Annotated in this window: 24 protein-coding genes; 4 read left to right on the forward strand and 20 right to left on the reverse strand. The window is 56.9% G+C overall.

Going from position 1 to position 25,976, the window contains the following annotated elements:
* Positions 1-239 precede the first annotated feature (239 nt).
* From J7416_RS20940 to J7416_RS20960, 5 genes are all read right to left on the reverse strand, one after another.
* Positions 240-1,226 (reverse strand): zinc-dependent alcohol dehydrogenase family protein, encoded by a 987-nt coding sequence (locus J7416_RS20940; protein ID WP_209227506.1) that lies wholly within the window; start codon positions 1,224-1,226, stop codon positions 240-242.
* Positions 1,227-1,300: 74 nt separating this feature from the next.
* The gene (locus J7416_RS20945; protein ID WP_209227508.1) at positions 1,301-2,146 is read right to left on the reverse strand and encodes an enoyl-CoA hydratase/isomerase family protein; all 846 of its coding nucleotides are present in this window, start codon (positions 2,144-2,146) and stop codon (positions 1,301-1,303) included.
* Between the two features lie 89 nt (positions 2,147-2,235).
* Positions 2,236-3,024, reverse strand: a complete 789-nt coding sequence (locus tag J7416_RS20950; protein ID WP_209227510.1) for an SDR family NAD(P)-dependent oxidoreductase — start codon at positions 3,022-3,024, stop codon at positions 2,236-2,238.
* Between the two features lie 12 nt (positions 3,025-3,036).
* Positions 3,037-4,002 (reverse strand): LLM class oxidoreductase, encoded by a 966-nt coding sequence (locus J7416_RS20955; protein ID WP_209227512.1) that lies wholly within the window; start codon positions 4,000-4,002, stop codon positions 3,037-3,039.
* 11 nt (positions 4,003-4,013) lie between these two features.
* Positions 4,014-4,790, reverse strand: coding sequence for a CmcJ/NvfI family oxidoreductase (locus J7416_RS20960; protein ID WP_209227514.1), 777 nt, complete (start codon positions 4,788-4,790; stop codon positions 4,014-4,016).
* 107 nt (positions 4,791-4,897) lie between these two features.
* Here J7416_RS20960 and J7416_RS20965 point away from each other — a divergent pair, with 107 nt between their 5' ends.
* The gene (locus tag J7416_RS20965; RefSeq protein ID WP_209227516.1) at positions 4,898-5,809 is read left to right on the forward strand and encodes a LysR family transcriptional regulator; all 912 of its coding nucleotides are present in this window, start codon (positions 4,898-4,900) and stop codon (positions 5,807-5,809) included.
* Positions 5,810-5,936: 127 nt separating this feature from the next.
* Here the strand turns inward: J7416_RS20965 and J7416_RS20970 are convergent, their stop codons facing one another.
* Genes J7416_RS20970 through J7416_RS21010 form a run of 9 tightly spaced genes read right to left on the reverse strand, consistent with a single transcriptional unit; the run spans position 5,937 to position 15,262 of the window.
* Positions 5,937-6,779 carry a 3-keto-5-aminohexanoate cleavage protein gene (locus J7416_RS20970; RefSeq protein WP_209227518.1) on the reverse strand — a complete coding sequence of 281 codons (843 nt, stop codon included), beginning with the start codon at positions 6,777-6,779 and terminating at the stop codon, positions 5,937-5,939.
* A gap of 1 nt (position 6,780) precedes the next feature.
* Positions 6,781-7,665 carry an intradiol ring-cleavage dioxygenase gene (locus J7416_RS20975; RefSeq protein WP_209227525.1) on the reverse strand — a complete coding sequence of 295 codons (885 nt, stop codon included), beginning with the start codon at positions 7,663-7,665 and terminating at the stop codon, positions 6,781-6,783.
* A gap of 39 nt (positions 7,666-7,704) precedes the next feature.
* A complete protein-coding gene (locus tag J7416_RS20980; protein WP_209227527.1) occupies positions 7,705-9,462 on the reverse strand; it encodes an FAD-dependent monooxygenase in 1,758 nt (585 codons plus the stop codon).
* Between the two features lies 1 nt (position 9,463).
* The gene (locus J7416_RS20985; protein ID WP_247744414.1) at positions 9,464-10,561 is read right to left on the reverse strand and encodes a branched-chain amino acid ABC transporter permease; all 1,098 of its coding nucleotides are present in this window, start codon (positions 10,559-10,561) and stop codon (positions 9,464-9,466) included.
* Positions 10,561-11,424: a branched-chain amino acid ABC transporter permease gene (locus tag J7416_RS20990; protein ID WP_209227529.1), complete on the reverse strand. Its 864-nt coding sequence runs from the start codon at positions 11,422-11,424 to the stop codon at positions 10,561-10,563. The genes J7416_RS20985 and J7416_RS20990 overlap by 1 nt, the downstream gene beginning before the upstream one ends.
* The gene (locus J7416_RS20995) at positions 11,421-12,131 is read right to left on the reverse strand and encodes an ABC transporter ATP-binding protein (protein ID WP_209227531.1); all 711 of its coding nucleotides are present in this window, start codon (positions 12,129-12,131) and stop codon (positions 11,421-11,423) included. The genes J7416_RS20990 and J7416_RS20995 overlap by 4 nt, the downstream gene beginning before the upstream one ends.
* Positions 12,131-12,850 carry an ABC transporter ATP-binding protein gene (locus J7416_RS21000; protein WP_209227533.1) on the reverse strand — a complete coding sequence of 240 codons (720 nt, stop codon included), beginning with the start codon at positions 12,848-12,850 and terminating at the stop codon, positions 12,131-12,133. The genes J7416_RS20995 and J7416_RS21000 overlap by 1 nt, the downstream gene beginning before the upstream one ends.
* A 50-nt stretch (positions 12,851-12,900) precedes the next feature.
* Positions 12,901-14,175, reverse strand: coding sequence for an ABC transporter substrate-binding protein (locus tag J7416_RS21005; protein ID WP_209227535.1), 1,275 nt, complete (start codon positions 14,173-14,175; stop codon positions 12,901-12,903).
* A 25-nt stretch (positions 14,176-14,200) separates the two neighbouring features.
* The gene (locus tag J7416_RS21010) at positions 14,201-15,262 is read right to left on the reverse strand and encodes a maleylacetate reductase (RefSeq protein WP_209227537.1); all 1,062 of its coding nucleotides are present in this window, start codon (positions 15,260-15,262) and stop codon (positions 14,201-14,203) included.
* A gap of 104 nt (positions 15,263-15,366) precedes the next feature.
* Between J7416_RS21010 and J7416_RS21015 the strand changes: the two genes are divergently transcribed.
* Positions 15,367-16,293, forward strand: coding sequence for a LysR family transcriptional regulator (locus J7416_RS21015; protein WP_209227539.1), 927 nt, complete (start codon positions 15,367-15,369; stop codon positions 16,291-16,293).
* A gap of 51 nt (positions 16,294-16,344) precedes the next feature.
* Here the strand turns inward: J7416_RS21015 and J7416_RS21020 are convergent, their stop codons facing one another.
* The 5 genes from J7416_RS21020 to J7416_RS21040 form a co-directional block, all read right to left on the reverse strand.
* The gene (locus J7416_RS21020; RefSeq protein ID WP_209227541.1) at positions 16,345-17,292 is read right to left on the reverse strand and encodes an aldose epimerase family protein; all 948 of its coding nucleotides are present in this window, start codon (positions 17,290-17,292) and stop codon (positions 16,345-16,347) included.
* Between the two features lie 141 nt (positions 17,293-17,433).
* Complete coding sequence (locus J7416_RS21025) at positions 17,434-18,213, reverse strand: IclR family transcriptional regulator (protein WP_209227543.1); 780 nt, start codon at positions 18,211-18,213, stop codon at positions 17,434-17,436.
* Positions 18,214-18,224: 11 nt separating this feature from the next.
* Complete coding sequence (locus J7416_RS21030) at positions 18,225-19,583, reverse strand: TRAP transporter large permease (RefSeq protein ID WP_209227544.1); 1,359 nt, start codon at positions 19,581-19,583, stop codon at positions 18,225-18,227.
* A complete protein-coding gene (locus J7416_RS21035) occupies positions 19,583-20,248 on the reverse strand; it encodes a TRAP transporter small permease subunit (RefSeq protein WP_209227546.1) in 666 nt (221 codons plus the stop codon). Before J7416_RS21035 ends, J7416_RS21030 begins: the two co-directional genes overlap by 1 nt.
* Positions 20,249-20,316: 68 nt before the next feature.
* Positions 20,317-21,555 (reverse strand): TRAP transporter substrate-binding protein, encoded by a 1,239-nt coding sequence (locus tag J7416_RS21040; RefSeq protein ID WP_209227548.1) that lies wholly within the window; start codon positions 21,553-21,555, stop codon positions 20,317-20,319.
* 108 nt (positions 21,556-21,663) lie between these two features.
* Here J7416_RS21040 and J7416_RS21045 point away from each other — a divergent pair, with 108 nt between their 5' ends.
* The gene (locus tag J7416_RS21045; RefSeq protein ID WP_209227550.1) at positions 21,664-23,259 is read left to right on the forward strand and encodes a GMC family oxidoreductase N-terminal domain-containing protein; all 1,596 of its coding nucleotides are present in this window, start codon (positions 21,664-21,666) and stop codon (positions 23,257-23,259) included.
* A gap of 88 nt (positions 23,260-23,347) precedes the next feature.
* On the opposite strand, the gene xylB is transcribed toward J7416_RS21045, so the two are convergent.
* Complete coding sequence (xylB, locus tag J7416_RS21050; RefSeq protein ID WP_209227552.1) at positions 23,348-24,784, reverse strand: xylulokinase; 1,437 nt, start codon at positions 24,782-24,784, stop codon at positions 23,348-23,350.
* 120 nt (positions 24,785-24,904) lie between these two features.
* Between xylB and J7416_RS21055 the strand changes: the two genes are divergently transcribed.
* Positions 24,905-25,930, forward strand: a complete 1,026-nt coding sequence (locus J7416_RS21055) for a LacI family DNA-binding transcriptional regulator (protein ID WP_209227554.1) — start codon at positions 24,905-24,907, stop codon at positions 25,928-25,930.
* Positions 25,931-25,976 lie beyond the last annotated feature (46 nt).

Genomic DNA, 25,976 nt, shown 5'->3' on the forward strand with positions numbered 1-25,976 from the left:
CTCTAATCGCGGGAGCAATTCTCCCTGTTTAGATCAAGACTAGGAGCGTAACTGTGACCAAAACTGCGCCAATCCCGACAAAAATGACGCTGATTTGACATTAGGTTTGCTTGGGTTTCATTGCCTTTTGTCTGCTGGTCTGCGGACCAAGTCGCATGCAAGACCACCAAGGGAAAATGCCCAAATTCGTTGGTGGTTTGGTGCGCACAATCAAAATGCGCGCACCACGATCAACCAGATCATAGCTCTATGACGACTTTGCCAACGGCCGAACCGCTCGTCAGGTGAGCATAGGCTGCGCCCACATCGGACCACCCGAACCTTTGCTCGTCCACGATCGGCTTGAGCCCGCCGGCATCTGCGATGCCCGCCAAAACACTCAGGATATCTCCGTGAGTTTGCCGCCCGAAATTGTGCATCATTGGGATCAGCATAAAGACAACATGCAGAGACAGGCCTTTGAAATGCGCTGGCGTCAAATCGATCTCGACCATCGCGACAGTCGAGGCAACTTGGCCGTTGAGCTTTGCCGCCTCGAACGAGTTCTTCATGTTTGGCCCGCCGACGCTGTCAAACACCATATCAAAACCCACCCCACCTGTGTGGTCAGCCACATAATCTTCGACCTTTTGTGTCGTGAAATCCAAGGCGCGCGCGCCCAGTCCTTCGATTAGGGCCATCTGGTCAGCACCGCGACCCGTCGCGGACACTTTTGCACCAAAGTGACGGGCAAGTTGCACGGCGACATGTCCAACGCCGCCAGCACCGCCCTGAACCAGCACAGTCTGCCCCTCGCCAACACCTGCACGGGTCAGCCCTTCGTAGGCAGTAATACCGACCAGCGGCAGCGCAGCGGCTTCGCGCATGGTCAGCGACTTGGGTTTGTGCGCAATCAAACGAGCATCCGCACTCATGTACTCTGCCAGCGCCCCAGGCAGGTCCATCAAACCACCCGCGCAGCCGTACACCTCATCGCCTATTGCGAAATCTGTCACGCCGTCGCCCAGCGCAACGACCGTACCGGCAAAGTCCATGCCAAGCACGGCAGGTAATGCGGGGGACAAAGGCAGGTCTGCGCCCATCGTTCGGATCATCGTATCAACGGTGTTGACGCTGGTGGCGGCCATTTTGACAACTACATGCCCCGATGGCGCGACCGGGTCGGGCATTACCGAGGTTTCAAACTGCGCTTCAGGCCCATAACTATTCAGAAGCATTGCTTTCATTGGATTATTCCTATTCTCACCTGAAGTCGGGGCGTTTTTACGACAGGCACCCCGACGAATTCCACGGGTTGGGGTTAGTTGATGTCCTGAACCTGCATCACCAGATCGCCCCAATTGCGCTGGTTTTCGATGTCGTGTTCCAGACCCTGTTCATCCGCAATGGTGAACCGTTTGACGGCAGGCGTTTTGCTGGAGGCCTGATAAAGCCAATAAGCTTCGGCCTTCAGCGCCTTATCGATGGGCTTGTCGATGGATTCATATACCATCTGCTTGCAGGCATTGATCGACTCGGCCGGGAATTTTGCGATCCGTTCGGCCAGCGCGGTCACATAAGGGCCGATTTCATCCGGCTCCAGTGCTTTGTTGATGGTCCCCAGGCGCTCGGCATCATGCGCGTCATAGTCTTGCGCGCTCAGGATGATCTCAAGCGCTTTGCCAAGACCGGTTTGGCGCGCCATGCGCGAAGCGCCGCCACCGCAAGGCAGGATACCCATGCCGACCTCCATCTGCATGAACTTGTACTTGCCCCGTGCGGCAAAGCGCATATCGAGCGCCAGGGCCAATTCGTGCCCGCCGCCGCGTGCAAACCCCTCCAGTTTTGCGATGGTGGCCTGTGGCACCTTGCTGATGCGTTCGCAAACCGATTGGAGGTCCAAAAGGTGCGCATCTTCGCGGGACACGGCCTCGGTCGACATGTCCTTGAGCAGTTCGGTATCGTAGTGGCAGACCCAGATTTCCGGGTTGGCAGACTGGAAGATCACGACCTTGGTATCGCGGTCCCGCTCTAACCGCATGGCCAGGCTGTTGAGATCGGCCAGCATTTCCTGACCCTGTACGTTCACAGAGCCAAAGTTGAATGTCACCGTGGCGATACCGTTTTCGACGGCTACGTCAAAGGTCTGAAAGTTCTCGTATTTCATCAGGCAGTCCTTTCTTGGGCCTCGACGCGGAACGCGTGAGGAGTGGAGGTTACTAAAGCTGTATGGATTGGGCGGGCGCGCCGCTTGGATCAGTCCGGCTGGCCGATCATCCCTCTGATCGCGTTCATGACGTCGGCTGCGTGACCTTTGTCGAGCGCGGCCGCGTGCGGATCTGAGAATGCTCTGCTGTCATTGTCAAAATAGGCACCAGACGCGTCAGCGAACCGTTCACCCAATGCCGCATCAATCAGGATATCAGCGCCGATGTTCATGTCGTTGCCCGCAAGGCCAAAACCTTCTTTCACCATCTTTGACGCCAAGAGCGACCCTGGGTTTACTGCGACCATGACCCGCGCATCGGATAGCAGTTTTGCCCATTCCCGGGTCCAGATGGTAATCGCCAGCTTGCTTTGCGCGTAGGCTTCCATATCCGCCAGCGGGACGTTGCCCTGCATGGCACGGATATTGACCGGGGCCTGCGCGGCGGATGACAGGTTCACGACGCGCCCGTCGACAGGGATGATCGGCAGCAGCAACTCGGTCAAAAGGTAAGGTGCGAGGGTGTTCACGACAAAGCGGACGTCCTGCCCGTTCTCAAGCACCGTTTTCGGAGCTTTCAGCACACCAGCGTTGTTAATCAACACATCCAGGTGGTCATGTTTGGCTCGTACGTTTTCTGCCAGCTCTCGAACCGCAGACAGATCACTCAGATCCGCGACATAGGTTTCGACATCCCCGCCGATTTCGGCGGCCGCGCTCTCCAATTTGGATTTACTACGTCCATGAAGCAGCACCTGGTGCCCTTCGGCGGCCAGTTTCTTTGCCGTAAGCAAGCCAATGCCGTCAGTTGAACCCGTGATTAGAATAGTCTTGGTCATCTGCATGTTCCTTTAGGAAAAGTCGGGCAGCACGACGTCCGCCAGATGTTTGAGGGTTTCGTCGATGGGGGCTTGATTGAACCTCAGATTCAGCGCGACATGATTGATCCCGAGCGTTTCAATCTCGCGCAGATAGCTGCGCAGGAAATCGGTGCCAGACTGAAACCCAAGGTGGATCGGGCGCGGAGGTGCGGCAGGCTCGGCAACAACATCGACATAAAGCGATTGCATGACGGGCTTATCCGGTTGACCCGCCGCCTTCACACGCCGCCGGTAATCCGCGATGACCCGTCCCTGAGCCGCCGCATTGCGCGGATAGGTCATCCAACCGTCCCCGTTCTGCGCCACCCAATCGGGTGTTTGCTGGCTGCCACCAGTGATGAGCATTGGTAGTCGCGCGCCATGCGGCTTTGGCAAGAGATCGATCCCACCAGTCAATGTGCCCTGAGCGCTTTCAAGCCTAGGATAGTCCGATCCAACTGCACGGATGTAGTCGACGCTGTCGCGAAAACGAGCCCCCCGGTCGTCAAAGCTCTGGTGCATCGCCGGGTACTCTTCGGGCCGATCGCCGGAAGCAACACCCAAAAGCAACCGTCCGCCCGACAGTACATCCGCTGATGCGGCGGCCTTGGCCACATGGGCAGGGTGGCGCAACGGCAGGATCACACTCGCGGTTCCCAGCGCAATCCGGTCAGTCGTTGCAGCCAGCGCACCCAGATAGACAAATGGGTCAAAGACTTGTCCGGGATCGCCGAAGCTTGGAACATTGAATGGCACGTCGCGCAACCAAAGTGCTGGAAAGCCATGATCTTCTGCCTTTTTCGCCGCCTCCAGATGACCCCGCAGCGTTGGCTCTGCGCCGACTGCGTAGGATTCCAGCGGCAACACAAGACCAACGCTCAGGTGCCCGGGACGGAACACACGGTTGTAGGCCACGTTTATCTGGGCAAACTCGGCAGGTTGCATTTCATCCAACATTTCCACCCCCTTCAGTAACGCACCAAAGTGCGGCTCTCGATGCTCTTGCGAATGGTCGTGACGCTTGGATCCTCGACCATATCGAGCGCACTATGTGCAATCGATGGTAGCCCTTGGTTGTCATAGATATTGAAAACCGCGACCTCATCCGGCGTCATTTTGGACCTATACACCCACTCATGAGCCGGGTTTTCCACCAACCCCATGATTTGCCCTTTCCGGTCAGGATAGATCAGATCCAACATAACCCAGTCAGACGGGTCTACCGAGGACGGGCGAACAAAGCCCAGGGGCGCCGAATTGATCGGTTTTTCCACAGGTCGCCATACATTCACAAAGGCATAGTGGCCCCGTGCCCATTCAGCAGCGACCTCGACCCCCAACAGATCGACAAGGCGCTTTTCGGCTCCGTCCTTGCTGTAGTCGCTATGGACATTGCGCGCCGGTTTGCGCGTTGCATCAGGATCATCTGTTCTGACGGTGTGGTCGAAAATCACGATCTCCTGTGCCCCTAGCTTGTCTGCCAGCGTCCCCGTCAGCTCGGTATTGTATGCCTGTTTCCAGTCATCACCGGCAAAGTCGCGAACCTTCGTTTTCAGCGATGTGAATTCAACGGCATCAGATGCAAATGAGACCGGCCTATTCGTCACGCGATTGTCCGTCAGCGAAACGGTTGTAGGGGCCAATTCGGGGGAAATCAGATTGCCTGCAATCCCTCCGGCATCAAGTTCAAAGGCCTGCCGAAAGGGCTTGTGAACATGGTAATTGACTGTGGCGATCCGTGTCATTTGCGCCTCGTGCCTATGCCCTGTTTCGTTCATGAAAGGGATTTAACTTCAATTCAATTACAGATAAACTGGGCAATCAGAGATTAATAATTCGGATTTCATATATAATGGGCCTTGATACAGACGCGCTTCGACTATTTGTAAGGGCTGCGGAATTGCTGAACATCAGCGCCGCGGGGCGCGGTTTGGGCATGGCTCCGGCTGTTTCCAGCGCAAAACTCGCCAAGTTGGAACAGACATTGGGATCCGAACTTTTGCACCGCACCACGCGCAAAGTGTCCCTGTCAGTCGAAGGAGCCGATTTCCTGCCCTTCGCGCGCGAGATCATCGCGCAGGAAGAGGCCGCACTTGCCGCCCTAGGCAAGCAAATGACAACGATCAAAGGCACTCTACGCTTTGCCGCGCCAAGTACCTTCGCGCAACTGTACATCGTGCCGATCTTGCCGGGGTTCCTTCAGAGGCACCCCAACCTTACGCTCGACCTGCGTCTTTCGGATGTACAATTCGACCTTATCGACGGCAGCTATGACCTTGCACTCAGGAACGCGCCACTGGTCGACACGAGCCTGAAGGGCCGCAAATTGGCCGATGACCGACGTATTCTTTGTGCCTCGCCGCAGTACCTCGCCGCACACGGCACGCCTGCAACGCCTGCGGACCTGACCAGCCATAACCTGATCGCATTTCAAAATCGCCAACCCCGCCCGCTGATCGGACCGGCGGGCGAGAACGCCGTATTCGATCCCGCGTCTGCCAAAGGTCAATTGATTATCGACGACGGCCAAAGTCAGGTTGGCGCCACGCTGGCCGGGGCCGGTATTTCCTTGAACGCTCAGTGGAGTGTGCATGACCAACTAAAGTCTGGCCGCTTAACGCGCGTGCTGCCGGAATATGAGGCGGCAGAGGATAATGTCTTGTGGCTGATCTATCCAAAATCCAACGTGTTATCCCCAAAAGTGAGGGTATTCATGGACTTCCTGATTGCGGAAATTGGCACAAAGCCACCTTGGGATATGTGACCCCGAAAGGCATCCCACGCGACTTGAGTCCTCAAGCCGCCCAGTCGGAAAAGGCAGGTTGTATCAAAATAGCCCGCAGGGATTCTGGAATAGAGCCCTGTTCCCACAACAGCCGCACCGCATGTTCTCAACAGGTTTGAGCCACCGCTTTCAGCCCTAAAATGCCCCGCGCCTGTTCAACCGTCGCGACCGGACGGTCGTACCGGGTGCAGATATCGGCGGTGCGCCGGACAAGCGCTGCATTTGAAGGTGCCAACGTGTGCCGATCCAGCCGAACATTGTCTTCCAGACCGGTTCGCGCATGGCCGCCTGCAGAAATCGCCCAATGGTTCAGAACCTCTTGTTGCGCGCCAATCCCCGCGGCGCACCACGGCGCACCCGGAAACAGCCGATTGACTGTTTTCACATAAAACTCAAAGACCTCCTGGTCAGCTGGCATCGCGTTCTTCACACCCATAACGAACTGCACATAAGGCGTGTCTTTGATCTGCCCGTTCTTGTGCATCTCGGCGGCCTTCAAGATGTGGCTCAGGTCAAAGGCCTCAATCTCTGGTTTGACCTCGTAGGTCACCATCTCTGCAGCCAACCAATCGACCAGATCTGGCGGGTTTTCGTAAACGCGTGTCGGGAAGTTGTTCGACCCAACAGACAAAGACGCCATGTCGGGCCGCAAAGGCAACATGCCACCGCGAGTTTTGCCCGCCCCGGAACGACCGCCAGTTGAAAACTGGATGATCATACCCGGGCAGTGTTTCTCAAGCCCCTCTTGCAATCGCGCAAACTTCTCGGGGTCGCTGGACGGCGTTTCGTCATCATTGCGCACATGGGCGTGGCAAATCGTGGCCCCTGCCTCGAACGCGGCCTGCGTGCTTTCAATTTGTTCCTCGACGGAAATGGGCACTGCGGGGTTGTTGGCTTTGGTCGGCAATGACCCGGTGATCGCAACACAGATGATACAAGGCTTTGTCATTTCACGCCTCTTTTGAGGCCAGAACGAAATCGAACTCGACATCCCAATAGGGACCGTCAAAACCGACTTCCTGTGACCGCACCAGGTCATCGACGCGTTTGAATTCTGCGATCAGGCTTTCTTTGACTCCGAAGACAGCATCCGAGTTGATGTATTCGTCATCGGGGTCAAAGATATGCGTGGTCAGATCATCAAACCCCTCTTTCGAAACAATGTAATGCAAATGGGCAGGTCGGTAGGTGTGCCGCCCGAGGCGGTGCAGCAGATCAGCGACTGGACCGTCATCCGGAATCGAGTAGTTCTTGGGACGTACGGCGCGGAACCAATAGGTGCCGTCCGCTCCGGTCGTGAAAACACCACGCAGATTGAAATCAGGCTGAATACCTTTCTGCTGCACGTCATAAAACCCGTCATCATTGGCTTGCCAGACATCAATCTTGACGCCTTCCAGCGGGTTTCCATCCACGTCGGTGACGCGGCCACGCACGACCATATCCTCACCTTTCTGGTCGAGGCAGATATTGTGACCCATCTCGTACTCAGGTGCGCCACCCACATGGAACGGGCCCAGCACCGTATTTTCAGAAGCCCCAGTCGGGCGACGCGAGTTCACGGCATCCACCAGCATCGAGACGCCCAGAACATCGGACAGAAGGATGTACTCCTGCCGCCAATCATCGCACATGTGCCCAACCTTGGTCAGGAACATGATTGTTTCGAACCACTCTTCTTGCGTCGGCTCGATTTCTTTCACGGCTTCATGCAGCTTGCGGGTGATGACCTCCATCACCTCTTTCAGCCGTTCGCTTTCAGCATTCTTGTTCCGCGCAGCAACGACCTCGGCCGAGTTTTTCTCGGTGAAGTATCCCATCTCATGCGAGTCCATTGTGACCTCCTAACCTGTACAAGTGTGATCGGGATTCGCTTATCGCGAAAGGATTTTGGTCAGAGCCCGACGCAGCTCGGCCCCGGCATCCGCGACCATGTCAGCTGAACGCCAGGCGACGTGCTGATCTGGCCGAACGAGGAGACAGCCTGTATCCGAGATCTCGGATGCCCGGGCCCAATCACCGGCATGATCGACATAGGTCTGGCGAGGGCCAATGACATGGCAACGAATGGGTATGCCGAGTTCCTTCGAGGCGGCCTTCGCAGCGGCCACCCACGCTTCGCCCCCTATACCGGTGAGCACGGTGAACTCTCCACGACCACAAATATCCAGCGTCGAATGCTTGTTGCCCGTGTCATGATCAAAGACCCAGACATGCGGGATGCGTGCGCCGGGCCATGTTGTCGGCTGATAATGCAATTCGGCGTCCTGATCGAAACCCGGGTTGGGTTGACCATCTGTTTCAATCGCGCCGGACTCGTACCGCTGGTTCATTTCGACACCATGGGCGTCAAACTCATACTTTTTGTACGCAATCGCCTCACGAATAGCCTGTCGTTGCGCCGCAGCTTCGGGTGTTGACCCGGTGCGGGCCTCGAGGTTGCTTTGCATGACTTCCGGGTCGACACCTTCGGCCATGCCCAGCGCTTCAAAGATCGGGCCAAATTCGCCGATTGACTGGTTGGCCCGCGTTACAATCTGTTTTGCGACTGGTGCGCGCTCTTCGCTGTAGCTGTCCAACAACTGTTCCCCGGCGTGGCCTTTCAGCACGGCCGCCAGTTTCCAGGCGAGATTAAAGCTGTCTTGTATCGACGTATTCGATCCCAACCCGTTGGACGGCGGATGGCGGTGTGCGGCATCCCCCATGATGAACACGCGGTCCTTTTGCATATGGGTCGCGTACATGTTGTTGACGGTCCAGGTGTTGGCGCTGATGAGTTCGATCTCAAGCTCTGGGTCGCCGACAAGCTGACGCGCAACCTGCGTCGCCATGGCTTCGTCAACTTCGGGGGCGGGTTGGTTGATGTCGTAGCCCCAGACGATAAGCCATTCGTTCCAAGGGCGGACCATGCGGACCAGCCCCATGCCGATGCCGCCCACATTCGCGCCGGGCTGCATCACCCAATACAGGACCGAGGGACGATGCGCGACGTATTTGCTGAGGTCCGCTCGGAACAGGATATTCATCGACCCGCCAACGCCCATCTGGCCTTCGAAAGGCAGCCCGGCATGTTCGGCGACCAGCGAATTACCACCATCTGCGCCGACAAGGTATTTCGACCGGATAGTGATTTCCTCACCCGACAACCGATCCAGGCATGTCGTCGTGACACCGTCCGCGTCTTGTTCATGGCGCAAGTATTCGGTGCTCATCCTCGCCTGCGTGCCTCGGCGGCAGGCCGTACCGAACAGGATCGGTTCCATGAAAGTCTGGGGCAGATCATTCATCATAGTCGGGCTGGACAGCAGGTGTTCAGCTTTGGACAGAGGATGGTTGCCCCAGCTTTTCATGCGCCCGATTTCCTCGCCCGCCAGGCTTTCGCAGAATACATTCTCACCCATCAGGTCCTGATGCGCGGCGTGCATGTAGGCTTCGGCCTCGACCTCGTGACCCAGATCGCGCAACACCTCCATCGTGCGCTGGTTGGTGATATGCGCCCGTGGCGTGTTGGCCAGCCAACGATAGCGGTTGATAACCATGTTCTCGACGCCATAGCTGGACAGCAAAGCCGCCGTTGCAGACCCTGCTGGTCCGGTTCCGATTATCAGAACATCTGTTGTGATGGTGGCCATGTTACGCCTCCCTCTGTTTGTCAGATTGAATTGAGTTGGAGCCGTCTTTTGGGTTCGTCAGCACAAGGCGACGGCGCACAGGGAAAATCTGCAGCCCGGTCTTTTCCGAAATCAGCCCCCACAGACCACGTGGCGCAAACAGCATGACCGCAATCCCGATCAGTCCAAGCACCATAAGATACCAGGAGCCGTAATCCGCCAGCAGGCTCTGCAAAATAAAGAAGATCAGCACGCCCAGGATCGGGCCTTCGATAGTACCGATACCCCCGATCACGACGATGAAGATCACATAAGCCGTCCAGTCGGTGACCGAAAAGGCCGCATCAGGCGAGATCCTCAACTTTTGAACGTAGATCAGCGCCCCGGTCAGGCCCGTCCCGGCGGCTGAGACAAGATAGACCAGCCATTTCATCCGCACGGCATCCACGCCCACGGATTTTGCTGCTTCGACATTGTCGCGGACCGCAGCCAGCGCCAGTCCACGCTTTGTTCTGAGCAGCCAGTATATGCCCGCGATTGTTGCGATCACCAGCGCCAGGGCCAGCCAGTAGGTCAGAATATCCCGCGCCGCCGCACCGCGAACGTCAAACGTGGTTTGGATCCATTCGGTCGCCCACATCTCACGCGTTGCTGTGCGCGGCAGTGAGGTCCCGGTTCCGCCACCCAGAACTTTCCATTGGGCCACCAGCAGACGCATGACTTCGGCAATCACCCAAGTGCCGATCGCAAAATAAGCCCCTTGCAGGCGGAAGGCGAAAAAGGCCGTGGGGATGGCGACGATCAGGGCAGCAACGCCGCCCAAGAGGATCGCAAAAACTGGATCCATGCCCCAAAGGATGACGCCGCCAAACATGGCGTAGGCGCCCATACCCACGAAAGCTTGCTGACCGACTGAGACAAGGCCTCCATACCCTGCCAGCAAGTTCCAGAATTGCGCCAGAACAAGCATTGTGAAGATAAAGAACAGATCCTGGATCAATCCCCGGCCGGCGAAGGTGGGCAGCAGGATGAACAGGATGATCAAAGCGATGCAGACGGCTCCGGCGCTGTAGGACGCGCGGGTCTGTGTCTGAACACGGTACATCGAAGTATCAGCCATCAGTCCACCGCCCTTGGAAACAGGCCTCTGGGTTTGATCAGAAGCACGATGAGAAAGGCCAGGTGCCCGGCCAGGATTTGCCATTCTGGATTGATTGCAGCACCAACAGTCTGTGCGACCCCGATGATGATCCCACCCACCAGCGTGCCCCAAAGGCTGCCCAGACCGCCGATAATCACCGCCTCAAAAGCATAGATCAGGCGCGCGGGGCCGATATTGGGATCAAAGTTCGCGCGCATTCCCAGATAAAGCGCAGCCAAAGTCACAACGAGCATCGCGATGGCCGTCGCGGTGGCAAAGATACGCTCGGGTCGAATGCCCATAAGGCCCGCAGTCACTGCATCATCCGAGGTTGCGCGAAAAGCCCGGCCCAATTCCGTGCGATAGAAAAGCTGGTTCAGCCCAACGATAACAAGGATCGCCGAGGCGAAAGTCAGCAGCGGCAGAACACCGAGGTTCAGCCCACCCATTTGCACCGAGGCGGTGGTAATTTCGCCCGCTGGCAGACGTTGGCTATCGGCCGAGAACCCTTCGAGAAGGGCGTTTTGCAAGACGACCGACAGACCGAAAGTTACCAAAAGCGGCGGCAGGATATCCGGCCCCAGCACGCGGTTCAGAACGTGCCGTTGCAACGCCCAACCGACGCCGAACATGATTGGCGCCGCAATGATTGCCGCCAGAAATGGCGACAGTCCCAACACTGAGACCAACAGAAGGATCAAATACGCGGCAAACACGATCAGGTCCCCATGGGCCAGATTGACCAGCCGCATGATCCCGAACACAAGGCTCAGCCCCGCGGCGAAGAGCGCATAGAGCCCGCCCAGCAGTACGCCCTGAATGATGGTGTCGATCCAAATCATGCCGCGGCTCCTCCGAAATATGCGTCGTGAATGGCCTCGCGGCTGAGCGTGTCAGCAGTACCCTCCAGCGTGACGCGACCCTCCATCATGCAATAGACGCGGTCTGCGACCTTCATGGCCTGGCCGATGTCCTGTTCGACCACAATCAGGCTGGCTCCGGCCTCCTGAATGCGTGGGACAGCGGCGTAGATGTCTTTGATGACTACAGGAGCCAGCCCCAGACTGATCTCGTCACAAAGCAAGACACGAGGGTTGCTCATGAGGGCGCGGCCAATGGCCACCATCTGCTGCTGCCCGCCCGACAATGCTGTTCCCGGGTGGTTGCGGCGTTCCTGCAAGATGGGAAACAGGTCGTAGACGGTTTGCAACGACCAATGCCCCTGAACTTTCCGACCATAGGTCCCGATCAGAAGGTTTTCTTCGACGCTCAAAGACGGGAAAAGCCTGCGTCCTTCAGGCACCATGGCGACGCCGCGCCCCATGATCTCATCCGCCGGAAGATCGCCAATGGGTTTGCCATCAAAGCGTACTTGGTCGGAGCCGTTGGTCAGGACACCTGAGATCGAACGCATCAGGGTCGATTTACCGGCCCCGTTCGCTCCGATGATGGCAACTGTTTCGCCTTCTTCCAGGCGGACATCCACGCCAAACAGGGCTTGGAAATCTCCGTAATGGGCAGTCAGCCCTTGGGTCTCTAGCAAACTCATCAGACTTCGATCCCCAGATAGATTTCTTTGACTTCCCGACTGTTCATGATCTCGTCCGGGTCACCGAGGCCAATGACCTTGCCAAAGTCCAGAACCAACAAACGTTCGACCACAGACGTCAGGGCGTGCAGGACATGTTCGATCCAGATGATCGTAACCCCGCTGCTGTGCAGTCCTTTGATCGTGTCGATCAGGGCGGTGCATTCCGCGTCGGTCAAACCCCCGGCGATTTCATCCAGAAGCAAAAGCTTTGGATTGGTCGCCATGGCACGCGCCAGTTCCAACCGCTTGCGCTGCAGTAATCGCAGACCACCGGCCGGGTTGTTCGCCGCATCGGCCAATTCCGTTTGCTCAAGGATGCGAGCGCAGTCCTGTTCGACCTCTTGTTCGGATTTCCCTTGCCCGTGCGTTGCCGCCACCAGCAGATTCTCGAAAACGGTCAAATGATCAAACGGCTGCGGAATCTGGAATGAGCGCCCTATACCGGACAAGCACCGCTGCATCGGTGGAACCCGGGTAACGTCCGTTCCATCAAAATGGATCGTGCCCGCGTCCGAGGTCAGATTGCCGGTAATCAGATTGAACAGCGTCGACTTCCCGGCCCCGTTCGGACCAATGATCCCAAGCGCTTGCCCCTGTTCGACATCAAAGCTGACGTCGTCCGTGACGGTCAAAGCACCGAAGCTTTTTGAGACATTTTTGAGCGATAGAATTGTCATGCCAGGGTCCCTGCCCCGGACTTGGGTCCGGGGCGTTGGTTTCATTGCGATCAGGTGATTTCTTCCATCACACCCGCGGTCGGGATTTCGGGCGCAGAGGAGTTATCGACGATCACCAGGTCATAACTGCCGTTATCGAGCAGCCGCCACTGCCCCCCAACCAAGGGCGTCTTGGCGACGTTCTGAGCGGCGAATGGCGGCAAGCCCGCACCGTCAAAGGCGATCCGACCGACGATTGAATCCAGCTGCGTTGCCGCGATTGCCTCGGCCACTGCATCCCCGTCACCCGCGTCATCCACACGGCCCATGACGTTGGCCGCCATTTCGAACAACGCGTGCACGAAGCCGATCGGTTGAGTCCATTGGCGGCTGGTGGCTGCTGTGTACCCTTGCGCCAATTCGGCCGAGCTTGCACCCGTCAGCGAGGAAGAGAACGGGTGCGTTGGTGACCACCAGACCTCAGAGCTCAGGTTGTTGCCTGCGCTGCCCAAAGCCTCGACCGCTTGCGGGAACAGGATCGCTTTACCGATGCTTGCTGCCTTGGGCGTAAAGCCCTGCTGTTTGGCCTGGCTCCAGAACGTGGTGAAATCCGGCGGGATCGGGACGCCGGTTACGATTTCGACATTCGCCTGGCGGAACGCGTTGATCTGGGCCGAGAAATCATCGGTCAGGTTTTGATACCTCCCCGGATCCGTCAGGTTATACCCCAACTCGGACAGGACCGGGGGGAAGCCGACATTGGGGTCGCCCCACGCATTGCCGTCACCGTCATTCGGGAATAACGCGCCAACCTGTTTGTTGGTGTCCAACTGGCCCCACATTGCAGTGAAAACCGAGATCACATCCTCAAGGCCCCAGAAGAAATGAAAGGCGTAGTAAAACGGCTCCCAGCTTGCCGGGTCGCCGGGATTACCCTGCTGACCGATGAACCATGGCTGCCACGGCGCGACGGTTGAAATGCAGGGCACTTCCTCGGCCTCACAGGTCGAGGCAACCGGATTCGTGGTTTCGGGAGTCGAGGCGACCAGCATCAGGTCGATCTCATCATCCACGATCAACTCGCCCGCCACGTCTGCTGCCCGGTTCGGGTTCGACTGGCTGTCCTTGACGATCACTTCGAAATTCGCACCCGCCTCGGACGCTGCGAAGTTATCCAAAATGTACTTGTCTGCTTCGGAAAATGCAGCCAACGGCCCTGATTGCGGGCTGACATAGCCCAGCTTGATCTTTGCTCCCTGGGCTATAGCGGGTGCAGCGAGGGCACCGGCGGCCAGTCCCAGGCCGGTTGCGGCGCTGGATTGCAGCAATTTGCGTCGTGTGATCATGTGTCCCTCCCTTGACACGGTGAACTCAATCGCTCGGGGCGTTTCCCGCCCAGGCGTTTTGCAACAGGACCCGCAACCCATCCGCCGTGATCGGTCGAGGGTTCCAATACGGGTTCTTCAGTGCGATTTCGGTGGCGCGATCCAGGTCGGCCTCAGCCAGCCCAAGGTCTTTCAAAGCCATCGGCGCGCCCATTTGTTCGGCGAAACTCCAAAGCGCCTGCCCGGGGTTGGTACCGCCCAAAACCTTTGAGATCGGTGCAAGCAACTCGGGCACGTCCTGTGCGTTGTAAGCGATGGCATGGGGCAGAACGATCGCATGGGTTTCGGCATGTGGCAGATTGAAGGACCCACCCAGCGTGTGACAAAGCTTGTGGTGCAGCGCCATTCCGACCAGGCCAAGCACCGTGCCGCAGGCCCACGCACCTTTCTGTGTTTCAGCACGCGCGGTCAGGTCACCCGGCTGTTCGATGACTTTTGGCAAGCCAGTGGCAAATGCCTTTAACCCATCGATCGCAAGTTCCGTTGTCTGCTCTGTGCGGTCCTTTGCGTACAAGGCCTCGGCCGCATGAGCCATTGCGTTCAACGCACTTGTTACGGTCATCGCTGGCGGCAATGACGCAACGAGTTCAGGGTCATATAAAATGACCCGCGGCAAAACCTTCGGGTCCGTAAGGGTGGTTTTTATGCCGCCTTCGGTCTGTCCCAGTATCGGGGTGGCTTCGCTGCCAGCGTAAGTGGTCGGAACAGCGATTTGCGGCAGTCCGGTGCGTAGGGCAATCGCTTTGCCTAGACCAATCGTCGAACCGCCGCCGATGGATACGATGCTATCCGCCTGAACAGATTGAGCGTGCTCTACGGCCTCTTCGGTCACATCGACCGGCGTGTGCATTGTTGCCCGTGTAAAAACGCCTGCCGCGCGATCCCCGATCGTCGTCGCCAGCTCCATCGCCATATCCACTTGCTGGGGTGTCGACAGCACCAGGGCTTTTGCCGATCCCAACTCGGACAACTCAGCGCAGATATCATTGCGCAAGCCCTGACCAAACCGGACTTTCTGACCGTTGATGCTTGTGGTGCTGGAGGCCATGGGGCGCGTTCCTCGAATGCATGTGTATGCGGATTGAAAGAAACGCTAGCAGGGCGGGAATGCGTTCTTGATCGAATTTTCAGCAACCAATATAACTTTGCGTTATGAAGTTGGATCCGAGACATCTGGAGATTCTTGCCGCGATTGTCGAAGCCGGCGGTCTGACCGAAGGCGCTGCTTTACTTGGCAAATCTCAGCCGAGCGTTTCCAGAAGCGTCTCTCTGCTCGAAGATCGGGTGGGCGAGCCTCTGTTCCAGCCAACCCGCCGGCCGCTGCAACCGACCGAACTAGGCCTTGCCCTTGCTCAGGAAGGTCAGAGAATTCTGGATGCCGGTCGGCAGGCCAGCCGCTTGGTTGACGAATACCGCCAGGGTCTTGCGGGTGCGATCCGAGTTGCCGGGACTCCGATCTTTATGGACGGAGTTATTTCGAGCGTAATTGCCGAATTCCAAACAGAGCACCCAAATATTCGGATCGACCAGTCCTATGGGTACCCGACCGAGCTATTGTCCAAACTATCCAGTGAAGCGCTGGATGTTGCCGTTCTTCCCATACGGCCAGCGGACGTTTCCGCCGAATTCGAGTTCCGCCAGATCCTGCCGGGCCGAAATGTCATTGCCTGCCGGGCCGGGCACCCACTGGCGCGCAAAAAGACGGTAAAGCTTGAAGATATTACCGACTATTCCTGGATCGCACCGCCCGCAAACAGCCCGCTTTTCCGCGATTTGCGAAACACCCTTGATGGTATCGGCGTTCGCGACCTGAAGATCAGTTTCACTGGCGGGTCGCTGAGTGCGGTTGTGAATGTTCTGACGGGTTCGGATTCTCTGACAGTTCTGCCCTATTCAGTGGTCTTCATGATGCAACGACAAAAGACGCTAACGGCATTGCCTATCAAAATAGGCGATCCAGATCGTCATTTGGGATGCGTCACGCTGAGTGGGCGCGGCATGTCAGCGTCAACGCACCGGCTGCTTGAGTTCATCAAACAGAAGTTTGAAATGCTTGATCGATTGATTTGCGACGCGTGAAAAGGTTTCAGGCGGAGGCGGCCGCAGTAACACCCGGCCGGGAGCAACATTCTAGCTTTCATGGTGGCCCTCGGACACCTCGAGCACGAGCTCCTGCCGATACGGGTTTTCGGGCGTATAGATAATCGAGGGAAAAGAAGAGATATTGGGGGCATTGGGATAGCCCGATGGTTCAATGCAAAGACCACGCGAAGCGCCTACGGGTCCCGGCGTCCGATAGCCCGAATATACCTGCGCACCGGGCTGGTCAGAGCAGACTGACAAAGCAAGACCAGTCGGCGCGACGAGTTCTGCCACTGGCCTATTGCGGTCGCGATCCTGATCAAAGCAAAAATAGTGATCGATTCCCTCAGAAGCACTGCCAATCGTTTTGGGTTCCGAGAAATCGAGTTCGCTTTCTTTGGTCGCCCGCACCCTGCCCGTCGGGATGCCTCGATCATCAATCTCAAGAAACCGGTCTGATGCAAGCCCGAGCGTATGCTGGTCTACGCCGTCCGAGGCCCCCAAGGTATAGTAATTGTGCTGCGCTATGCTAATTGGCGTTGGTTGGTCCGGCATTGCAGTTATCGAATAGACCAAGCGTGGAAAATGCAGGCTAATCCTGACCTCGAACCTGACCTCTCCGGGAAAGCCACTTTCTCGGTCGTGCGACACATAGCGCAGCAAGACCGCGTTCTGAGCACTCTGCTCAAGGTCCCAGAATTGCTTTGAAAGTCCTTCCGCGCCACCGTGCAGCGTGTTTTTGCCTTCGTTGGCGCTCAGCTCAAAACTTTGCCCTTCCAGGTCAAACCTTGCGCCATCAAGCCGGTTCGCAACACGACCAACGATTGCGCCCAAATACCGCGGGTCGGTGAGATAGGCACTCGGGTCTTCAAACCCAAGAATGAGAGGGATACCTTTGAACCACCAACACTGTGTAATGGCTCCATAGTTCAGAACCGAAACACTCATATCACCGTCAGTCAGGATGGCTTTTCTAATCTCAGAAGGTTTGTCCATTTCAGGCTTCACTTCACTGCCAATGGCGCAAGCGCCCACGCGTTCGTCAGCTATGCTCTAGTACTAACCGGCACCCGTCGATGTTTGAAACCGCGGCTGATTACAGTTAGCGCGCGCCTTGCACATCGCGTCAAACACCATTCACTCATTCAAAAGAGCCGAAAGTTCGCTGGCCCCTTTTTGAAGTACAGCCAAAAACGACATCAGGCTTTTGACGTCATGACGTTGTGTTGGGGCGTGTACTGAAAGTGTGGCCACCAACCTGCCCTGCCCATCCAGAACGGGCACGGCAAGTGCCGTCATGCCAGCCATAAACTCTTCATCATCGGTGGAAAACTGCTTCTCGGCGATCTTCAGGATTTCCGCTCGCAAAACTCCGGGATCCGTCAGCGAGCGTTCAGTTTGCGGCTTTAGATTCCCTGCGGCAAGGAACCCATCGAGCGTTTTCTGCCGCAGAGTGGACAGGTACATCTTACCGCTGGCGGTGCAGTGGAACGGCACCTGCGTGCCGACCGGCAGTTGAATTCGCAGCGGCCATTTTGTTTCCACCCTATCAAGATAGATCATCCCCTCTCGGTCCGGGATGGCAAGGTTGCATGTTTCGCCAACGTCTTCAGCTACGCTGCGCAGAATTGCCAATCGCGCCGTGCGCAGGTGCTCGGAAGACATCGTGTTGACCGATAGCAACCGCAGACGAGGTCCCGGGCCAAACGAGCGACCATCAAGATCGCGTTGCAGGAAACCTTCGGTTTCTGCGGTTTGTAGTAAGCGGTGAACAGTTGGTTTGGCCAGACCCAATGCCTCGACAAGTTCCGATGGTTTGACGGCGACCCCCCGCCGCGCCACCTCCTCAAGGATGAGAAGAAGGCGCAAGTTGGTCGGAATCTGAGTTTCCTTATCCTGTGAATCCGTCTCTGCCATCGCGTAACAGTCTAGTTATTTGGCAGCAGGATCAAGGCCAGATCGGGCACAAGAGACACCAAAATCCATACGGAAAGCAACGACACCAGATAGGGCACCGTGTATCTCAGCAGTCGGAAATATGGCACGCCGGTCACGCCCGAGGCCACGTAGAGGTTCAACCCATAAGGCGGGGTAATGAATCCGATAGACGCCCCCACAAGGAAAATCACCGAGAAATGGATCGGGTCAATGCCCACCGAGGCCGCAATCGGCGCAAGGATCGGAGCCAAGATGATCGTAACCGGCAGGCTTTCCAGCACCATGCCTGAGAAGAACACGATCACCATCGAGGTGAACAGGACAGCGTGATACCCGCCCATCGAGGTCACAAAGTCCCCGATGGTTTGCTGTGCCCCAAGCAGAGACAGGATTTGCTGCATCACCACAGAAATGGCGATCAGCGGTGCAAGGATGCCAGTGATCTGTGCCGAACGGATCACGATCGAGGGGATCTCAGGGATTGTGAACCCTTCGACCACGAACATCTCGGCATAGCTTTTATCGGTTGGAGAAATGTCGTTGCGCGCGCCCATGATCCGGTTGATCGGATAGCTGACCAAACCCGCGATCACGCAGAACCCAACGGTTACGCCCGCCGCCTCGGTCGGAGAGAACTTGCCCGTATAGATGCCCCAAAGCACCAGACCGATAGCGAAGAATCCCAGCCATGCGCCGAAGGCCGTTTTCAGCACTCGGTTCAGTTGCAACGGGATCAGGTGGCCCCAGCCGTTCATACGGCAGATGATCCAGCAGGCGAACTGCATGCCAAAGACCATTAACGCGCCCGGAAGGATACCTGCTACGAACAGTTCGGAAATCGGCAGGTTCATCAAGAAGCCGTAAACGATGAAGATGATAGACGGCGGAATGATGATCCCCACCGTGCCGCCCGCCGCCGCTGTGGCAGCGCTGAAGCGTTCGTCATATCCACCTTTGACCATCTCGGGGTGCAACATCGACCCAATCGTGGCCGTCGTCGCCGAGTTCGATCCCGAGATTGCCGCGAACAATCCGCAAGCGCCAAGCGATGCCATCGCCAGCCCGCCGCGTATCCAGCCCAGACAGGCATAGGCGAAATCGCTGAGCCGCCTCGCGATTCCAGATTTGTTGATCAGGTCGCCGGTCAGAATGAACAAGGGCATCGCCAAAAGGGCGAACCCCTTGTTGAACACGTTCAGCAACTCGGCGCCCATGTTGTCCAGCGTCAGGCCAAGGACAAAGGAACAGCCAATGACCCAATAGCCGATCACCAGCAGCACTGGCACGCCCAACATGAATAGGAAAGTGACCCCAAGCGAGATCAGTGTGACCATGGTTCCGTCTGTCATCAGTCTGCTCCGATCACGGCCTGCTTGATCAGCGGCTCGCCTGTTTTCCAGTTGTGCAGGTCATCTGCCAGGTTCTGAAACACGCGCCCGACCATGAGAAAGAAGGACAAAGGCGCGGCCAGAAGGAACCACCACTGCATGATATTGTCGGTGCCCAGAACGATCTGAAAGTTCGATGCCGATAGTGCGACCAGTCGGGTCGTGGTCACGATGACGATCACCGCAAAGATGAACCACAGAACCGCGTCGAGCATCAGGCAGGCCAATTGCCCGCCGCGCGGCATGGCCGTGCGAAACTCGCTAAAGCTCAGATGAGTGCGCAGGCGGACGTTATAGGACGCTCCGAACCAGGCCATGACCATGAACAGAAGGGGCGGAATGGTGGTTGACCAGGGCTCTTGATCGTTGAACACAAACCGATCAATCACGCCCCAGAAGATGATCAAGGCGATCGCAAGGTAGGAATATACCATCACCGACCGTTCCAGGTGGCGTTCGACGAAGGGCACTGCCCGATAGATCAGCATGATCAAGAACCCGCCGAGGGCCGACACAATCGCGCCCCAAACCCAAGTCGCATCGGACTCCAATGCCGATTGAATCTCAAACGAATCCTGGCTGAGAAAGGCGCTGAAGATCGCACCTGTATCTGCCCAAAAAGACATGAACCCCGTCCTCCCAGTCGGTGTTGTGTGGAACCGGCCCAACCAGGGCCGGTTCGATAGAGACTAGATTAGGCCTGGCCCATCCACCAACGGCGCGGCTCGACATTTTCGGGCAGCGTATCCGCTGGGATTTCGCGCGCGATGTCGTAGATCTCTTGATAGGTGTCGATACCACCGGCCCATTTGTTCAGACGCTCGCGCCACTGGGCCCAGGGTTCCGGGTTGTAGTTCGGGGCACACATCTCTTCGGCCAGCTTGATCTGATCATCCGGCAGGAAGGCCGGACGAACGCCGTTTTCAGCGAAGATTGTGTTGGGAAGCTGGGGCTCAGAGAAACCGACCGTGTTCAACAGCGCGGCTTCGTTTGCGCCCTGGATGAGGGCCTGCGTGAAATACGAGGACTCCATCACCGCATCCTGCAACTCTCCGCCAAGGCCGTCGAACACCTCGGCCGACATCGACGTATGCTCGGTGCCGCAGAAGAACTTGAGGTTCACCGATTGCGAAACCACCGGCGCCATGTTCGCATATGCAACAGCCGATGCCCATGTTTCGGCACCGTCGATCAGACCGGTTTTCAGTGCGTCCAGCGTCTCTTCCCATGCCACCGGCACGGGGTTGAGGTTAAGCAACTGCATCGCAATCCGGCCCAGCTGCGTGCCCGTCACGCGGTTCTTCGTGCCAAACAGCTCTTCCAGCTTTGTCACCGTCGGCTTGTCAGCAAAGGTCGAGCCCATTTGCAGGCCACGCAATTCGCAATGGGTGAACAGGAATTTAAGCCCATGCCGCTTTTCCAGCGGGTCGCGCAGAATACGCTGGCTCGCGGGACTATAGAAGAAGTGATACTGCGCCGCCCGGCTGGGGAACATGTAGGCATAGTCCAGCACGTTCAGGTAGGGCGCGCCGCCAGCAGAGTTCTGGGTCGATGCCGCGTAGATGTCGACGATACCCTGTTGGGTTTTCTCGACACAGCTCAACTGACCACAGATCTGGTTGTCGCCGATGAATTCGATCCGAATTTCACCATCTGTACGTTCTTCCAGATCCCGAGCGAACTCGATCGCACCGGCACGCTCGATCAGCAGGTTGCGCGTATTAAAACCGGATGCGCCGAACTTCAACGTGTGCTTGGGCTCTTTCGAAAAGCGCTTCTCATAAGTTGATTCGGCAGCCTGAGCCAGATTCGCCAGACTCATCGCGCCACCGAACCCGCCTGCCGCCAATAGCGTCGAGCTCATGCCGTAACGGCCTGCCACACGGAAGAAATCCCTCCGTGAAATACCACTTAGTTTCCGTCCGATCTCCATTGCTTACCTCCCTGTTCGCAAAAAATGAGACGTTTTGTATCAAAAAATGCTAGTGTATTTCTTCTCTTTTGGCTAGAACTTTTTGCAACCGGTTTCAGGGAGGTGATCATGGAAGTAGACTATGCAGTTGTCGGGGCCGGGTCTTCGGGCTGTGTGATTGCCAACCGCCTCAGCGCCGACCCCAATGTGACTGTCGCACTGCTTGAAGCCGGTGGCCGGGATACAAACCCATGGATTCACATCCCCGTGGGCTATTTCAAAACCATGCATAACCCTTCGGTCGACTGGTGTTACCGCACCGAGCCCGATCCGGGGCTGAACGGGCGGTCTATCGACTGGCCGCGTGGCAAGGTGCTGGGCGGATCGTCGTCACTGAACGGGCTGCTCTATGTGCGCGGTCAGAAAGAGGATTACGACCGCTGGCGGCAAATGGGGAACGAAGGTTGGGGTTGGGACGATGTCCTGCCTCTGTTCAAACGCTGCGAAGATCAGGAGCGAGGCGAAGACGACTACCACGGTGTCGGTGGACCCTTGTCTGTGTCCAATATGCGGATTCAACGCCCCATCTGCGATGCCTGGGTGGCGGCAGCACAGGCCGCCGGTTACCCGTTCAACCCGGACTACAATGGTGCTGAACAAGAAGGCGTGGGTTACTTCCAATTGACCACCCGAAATGGACGCAGGTGCAGCGCAGCCGTGGCTTACCTCAAACCCATTCGAGGACGCCAGAATCTGAACATCATCACCAACGCACTGGTTTCGCGGGTGGTTCTGGACGGGAAAAAAGCAACTGGTTTGGTTTACCGCGACCGCACGGGCGCTGAACAAACACTAAAAGTTCGGCGAGAAATCATACTTTCGGGCGGGGCAATCAATTCTCCTCAGATTCTGATGCTGTCAGGTATCGGTGACCCCGATCATCTGAAGGAAAATGGTATCGACCCCCAGCATGCCCTTCCCGGAGTTGGCAAGGGCTTGCAGGACCACCTGCAGGCTCGACTGGTGTTCAAATGCAATGAGCCGACGCTGAATGATGAAGTGCGCAGCCTTTTCAATCAGGCGCGCATCGCCCTGAAATACGCCCTGTTTCGCGCGGGCCCAATGACCATGGCCGCCAGCCTTGCCACAGGCTTCATGAAAACCCGACCCGATGTTGAAACTCCGGACATTCAGTTCCATGTGCAGCCATGGTCTGCTGACAGCCCCGGTGAAGGCGTCCATCCGTTTTCAGCCTTCACGATGTCGGTCTGTCAGCTGCGCCCGGAAAGCCGAGGTGAACTGCGTCTGGATGGCCCTGATCCGTCTAAGTATGTCAAAATCATACCAAACTACCTTTCTACGGAAACGGATTGCCGAACGATTGTTGACGGTGTGAACATCGCGCGCAGAATTGCCAAGCAGAACCCTCTGGCCTCGAAGATATCAGAGGAGTTTCGACCAACATCAGAGCTGAGTAGCGACGATTATGAAGGCACACTGGATTGGGCCAGATCCAATTCGACTTCAATCTATCACCCAACGGGAACTTGCGCGATGGGAAGCAGCAAGATGTCTGTTGTCGATGCAAAGCTGAAGGTACATGGCATAGCTAACCTGCGGGTGGCGGATTGCTCGATCATGCCGGAAATCGTCAGCGGCAACACCAACGCGCCAGCGATCATGATCGGCGAAAAGGCAAGCGATTTGATAAAGGCGGGCGTCTGACACGCAACCCGGCGCCCGTAAAGCCAAGGAGACTTAAGCGGATCGCAGTTTACGATCAGCCAAGCTTTGCAGAAAAATCTTTTGGACACTAATTGACGTCTTTGATGGCGGCATAGAGGCGGCGAAATCGCGCGAACCGCTCGAAGAGAGCTGTCATTTCGGCTGGCTCGAACCCATCGGTAGTTGCGGGCTGAAATGCAAGATCGGCTATGGCAACGGCACCATCGCCGCAAGCCGCCAGACGAGCCGCACCATATGCCGGACCAGATTCAGCCCCTTCCGAGCGCACTAACGGTTTATCAATCGCTGTCGCGATCAGTTTGAGCAACAAATCCGATTTACTCCCCCCTCCGATGACAGCCAGTTCCGACAAGGTGCCCATAGTGTCCCCGAAACTCTGCGCTGCATCGGCAAAGCAAAATGCAATGGACTCCAGCACGGAACGGCAGATGTCGGCGCGTGTGGTTGAATCCTCCAAGCCAAAGAAACACGCCCGGATATGTGGATCGCCAAGCGGGCTGCGTTCGCCAGTCAGATACGGCAGGAAAATCGGCACGCGATCCCCGGTAACCGTTTCGGCAAGCGCGACGACTTCGGCAGCGGACAGCCCAAGCTGACCGCCTATCCATGAAATCGGCCTGGCCCCGTTCAGCATCGCTGCCATTTGATACCAACGGTCGGGCAATGTGTGGGCAAAGGCGTGCACATAGCGGTCTGGGTTCGGCTTGTATTCTTGATCCGCCACGAACAGTTGGCCGGATGTCCCCAACGAAATGAAGCCGCGCCTGGGTTCGGTGGCACCCAGAGATACAGCTCCGGTTGCCGCATCTCCTCCTCCGGCCACGACGGATACACCGGCCTTCAACCCGGTTTCAGCCGCTGCTTTCGCCGTCACGATCCCAACGACGCTGTGACCGTCACAAACCTGCGGCAACCAGCTGGGCTTAACGTCCGTTGCTTCGGCCAGTCCCGCATCCCAGTTTCGCAACGCCTGATTCAACCACAGCGTCCCAGCAGCGTCTGAGGTATCGGTTGCCAACTCTCCGTGCAGGCGTAATCCGATATAGTCTTTCGGCAGCAGGATATGGGCAAGCCGGGCATAGCTTCCCGGCTCATTTCGTTTCAACCAAGCGATCTTGGGTGCAGTAAAACCCGGCAAAGGGGGCACACCCGCGATTTGACCAATTTGCGGCTGGGCGGCGCGCAATTCATCGCATTCCCGTATCGCCCTGCTGTCATTCCACAAGATGGCTGGCCGGATCGGGCATAGATCGCGGTCCAACAAAACCGCGCCATGCATTTGGCCGGAAAGCCCTATGGCTTTCACCTCAGACAACATGATCTGAGCTGCGATCTTGTGCAACGCCTCGCGTGTCGCCTGCCACCAGAGGTCCGGATGCTGCTCTGACCAGCCGGATTGTGGCGACGACGTCTTTAGCTCTACCGAAGACGTTGCAAGAATGCGATCGATGTCCGCACAGACAACTTTGACCGCTGACGTTCCGATATCGATACCGAGATACATTCAAACCCCTTGCCTACAGAAACGCCCGGACAATGACCGGCTATTGATTTTTTAGCGCGCGCAAAGAATATGTAAAAACATGATAAGATCAAGGCGGCTAAGATCCGCAGGCAGACTGGCATGACCAAGATAAAGAATATGGAAGAGTTTGCGGCCCTCAGCGGGATCTCTCGGCCCACGGTGTCCAAGTACTTTCACGATCCCGACAGTGTGCGCCCAACGACGAGGGCCCGCATCGAAGAAGCGCTGGAACGGTTTGACTATCGCCCGAACATCTATGCTGTGAACCAGAACAGAAAATTGACCAAGAATATCGGCATCGTCGTCCCCTATTTGGCCGATCCGTTTTTTGCCGAAATCGCACGCTATCTTGAACAGAGCTGTATCGCAGCGGGGTATCGCCCGTCCTTGTTCAGTTCGCATGGCGAACAAAAGCTGGAAAACGAAATTTTGGACGGCCTGCAATCCATGAAACCCGCAGGCGTACTGTTGGCACCTTTAGGGCGCATCTCGGACAGGTCCGTGATCGAGAAGTTCTGCGCCCGCGTGCCAACCGTTTTGTTTGACAGTAATCTTGATGGCCTAGGGGCTGCGTTCGTAGGCTCAGACAATTTCAGCTTTGTGTCACAAACAGTGGAATACATGACGCGGACAGGCGAGCCCCCGTCTTTCTTTGAAATGCGCACACCTGCAAACCCAAACGCCAACAAGCGAAGAAAGGCCTATGTCAAAGTGATGGAGCGCCTGGGTTTCGAGCCGCACATTATCAAAGTCGATGGCAAAGGTTGGGCTTTTGAAGAGATCGGGCACAGGGGTGCCCTTAAAACTCTGGAAGAGCGTCAGCTGAAGACGGACTCGGTTCTGTGCAGCAACGACCGGCTTGCAATCGGCTTTCTTGCGGCCTGTTACGAACAGGGGATTCGCGTCGGGCGAAAAGAAGACTGCGCGCTGCGCGTCGCCTCAAACGACGATCATCCGTTCGCCAAATTCACGTGCCCTTCGCTGACGACGGCTGCCCACGACTATGACAATGTGGCTGCACGAAGCGTCGAAACACTGTTCGAACTCATTGAAAATGGAGGGAAATTCGAAAACAGAACCGAAACGCTCTTTCCGGCACGACTGGTGTTAAGGGACTCTGCCTAGGTCATTAATTTTAACGCGCGTAAAGTTTTTATTGACGGCGCGACAA

This window comes from Ruegeria sp. R14_0 (assembly GCF_017743975.1).
Taxonomy (GTDB): domain Bacteria; phylum Pseudomonadota; class Alphaproteobacteria; order Rhodobacterales; family Rhodobacteraceae; genus Ruegeria.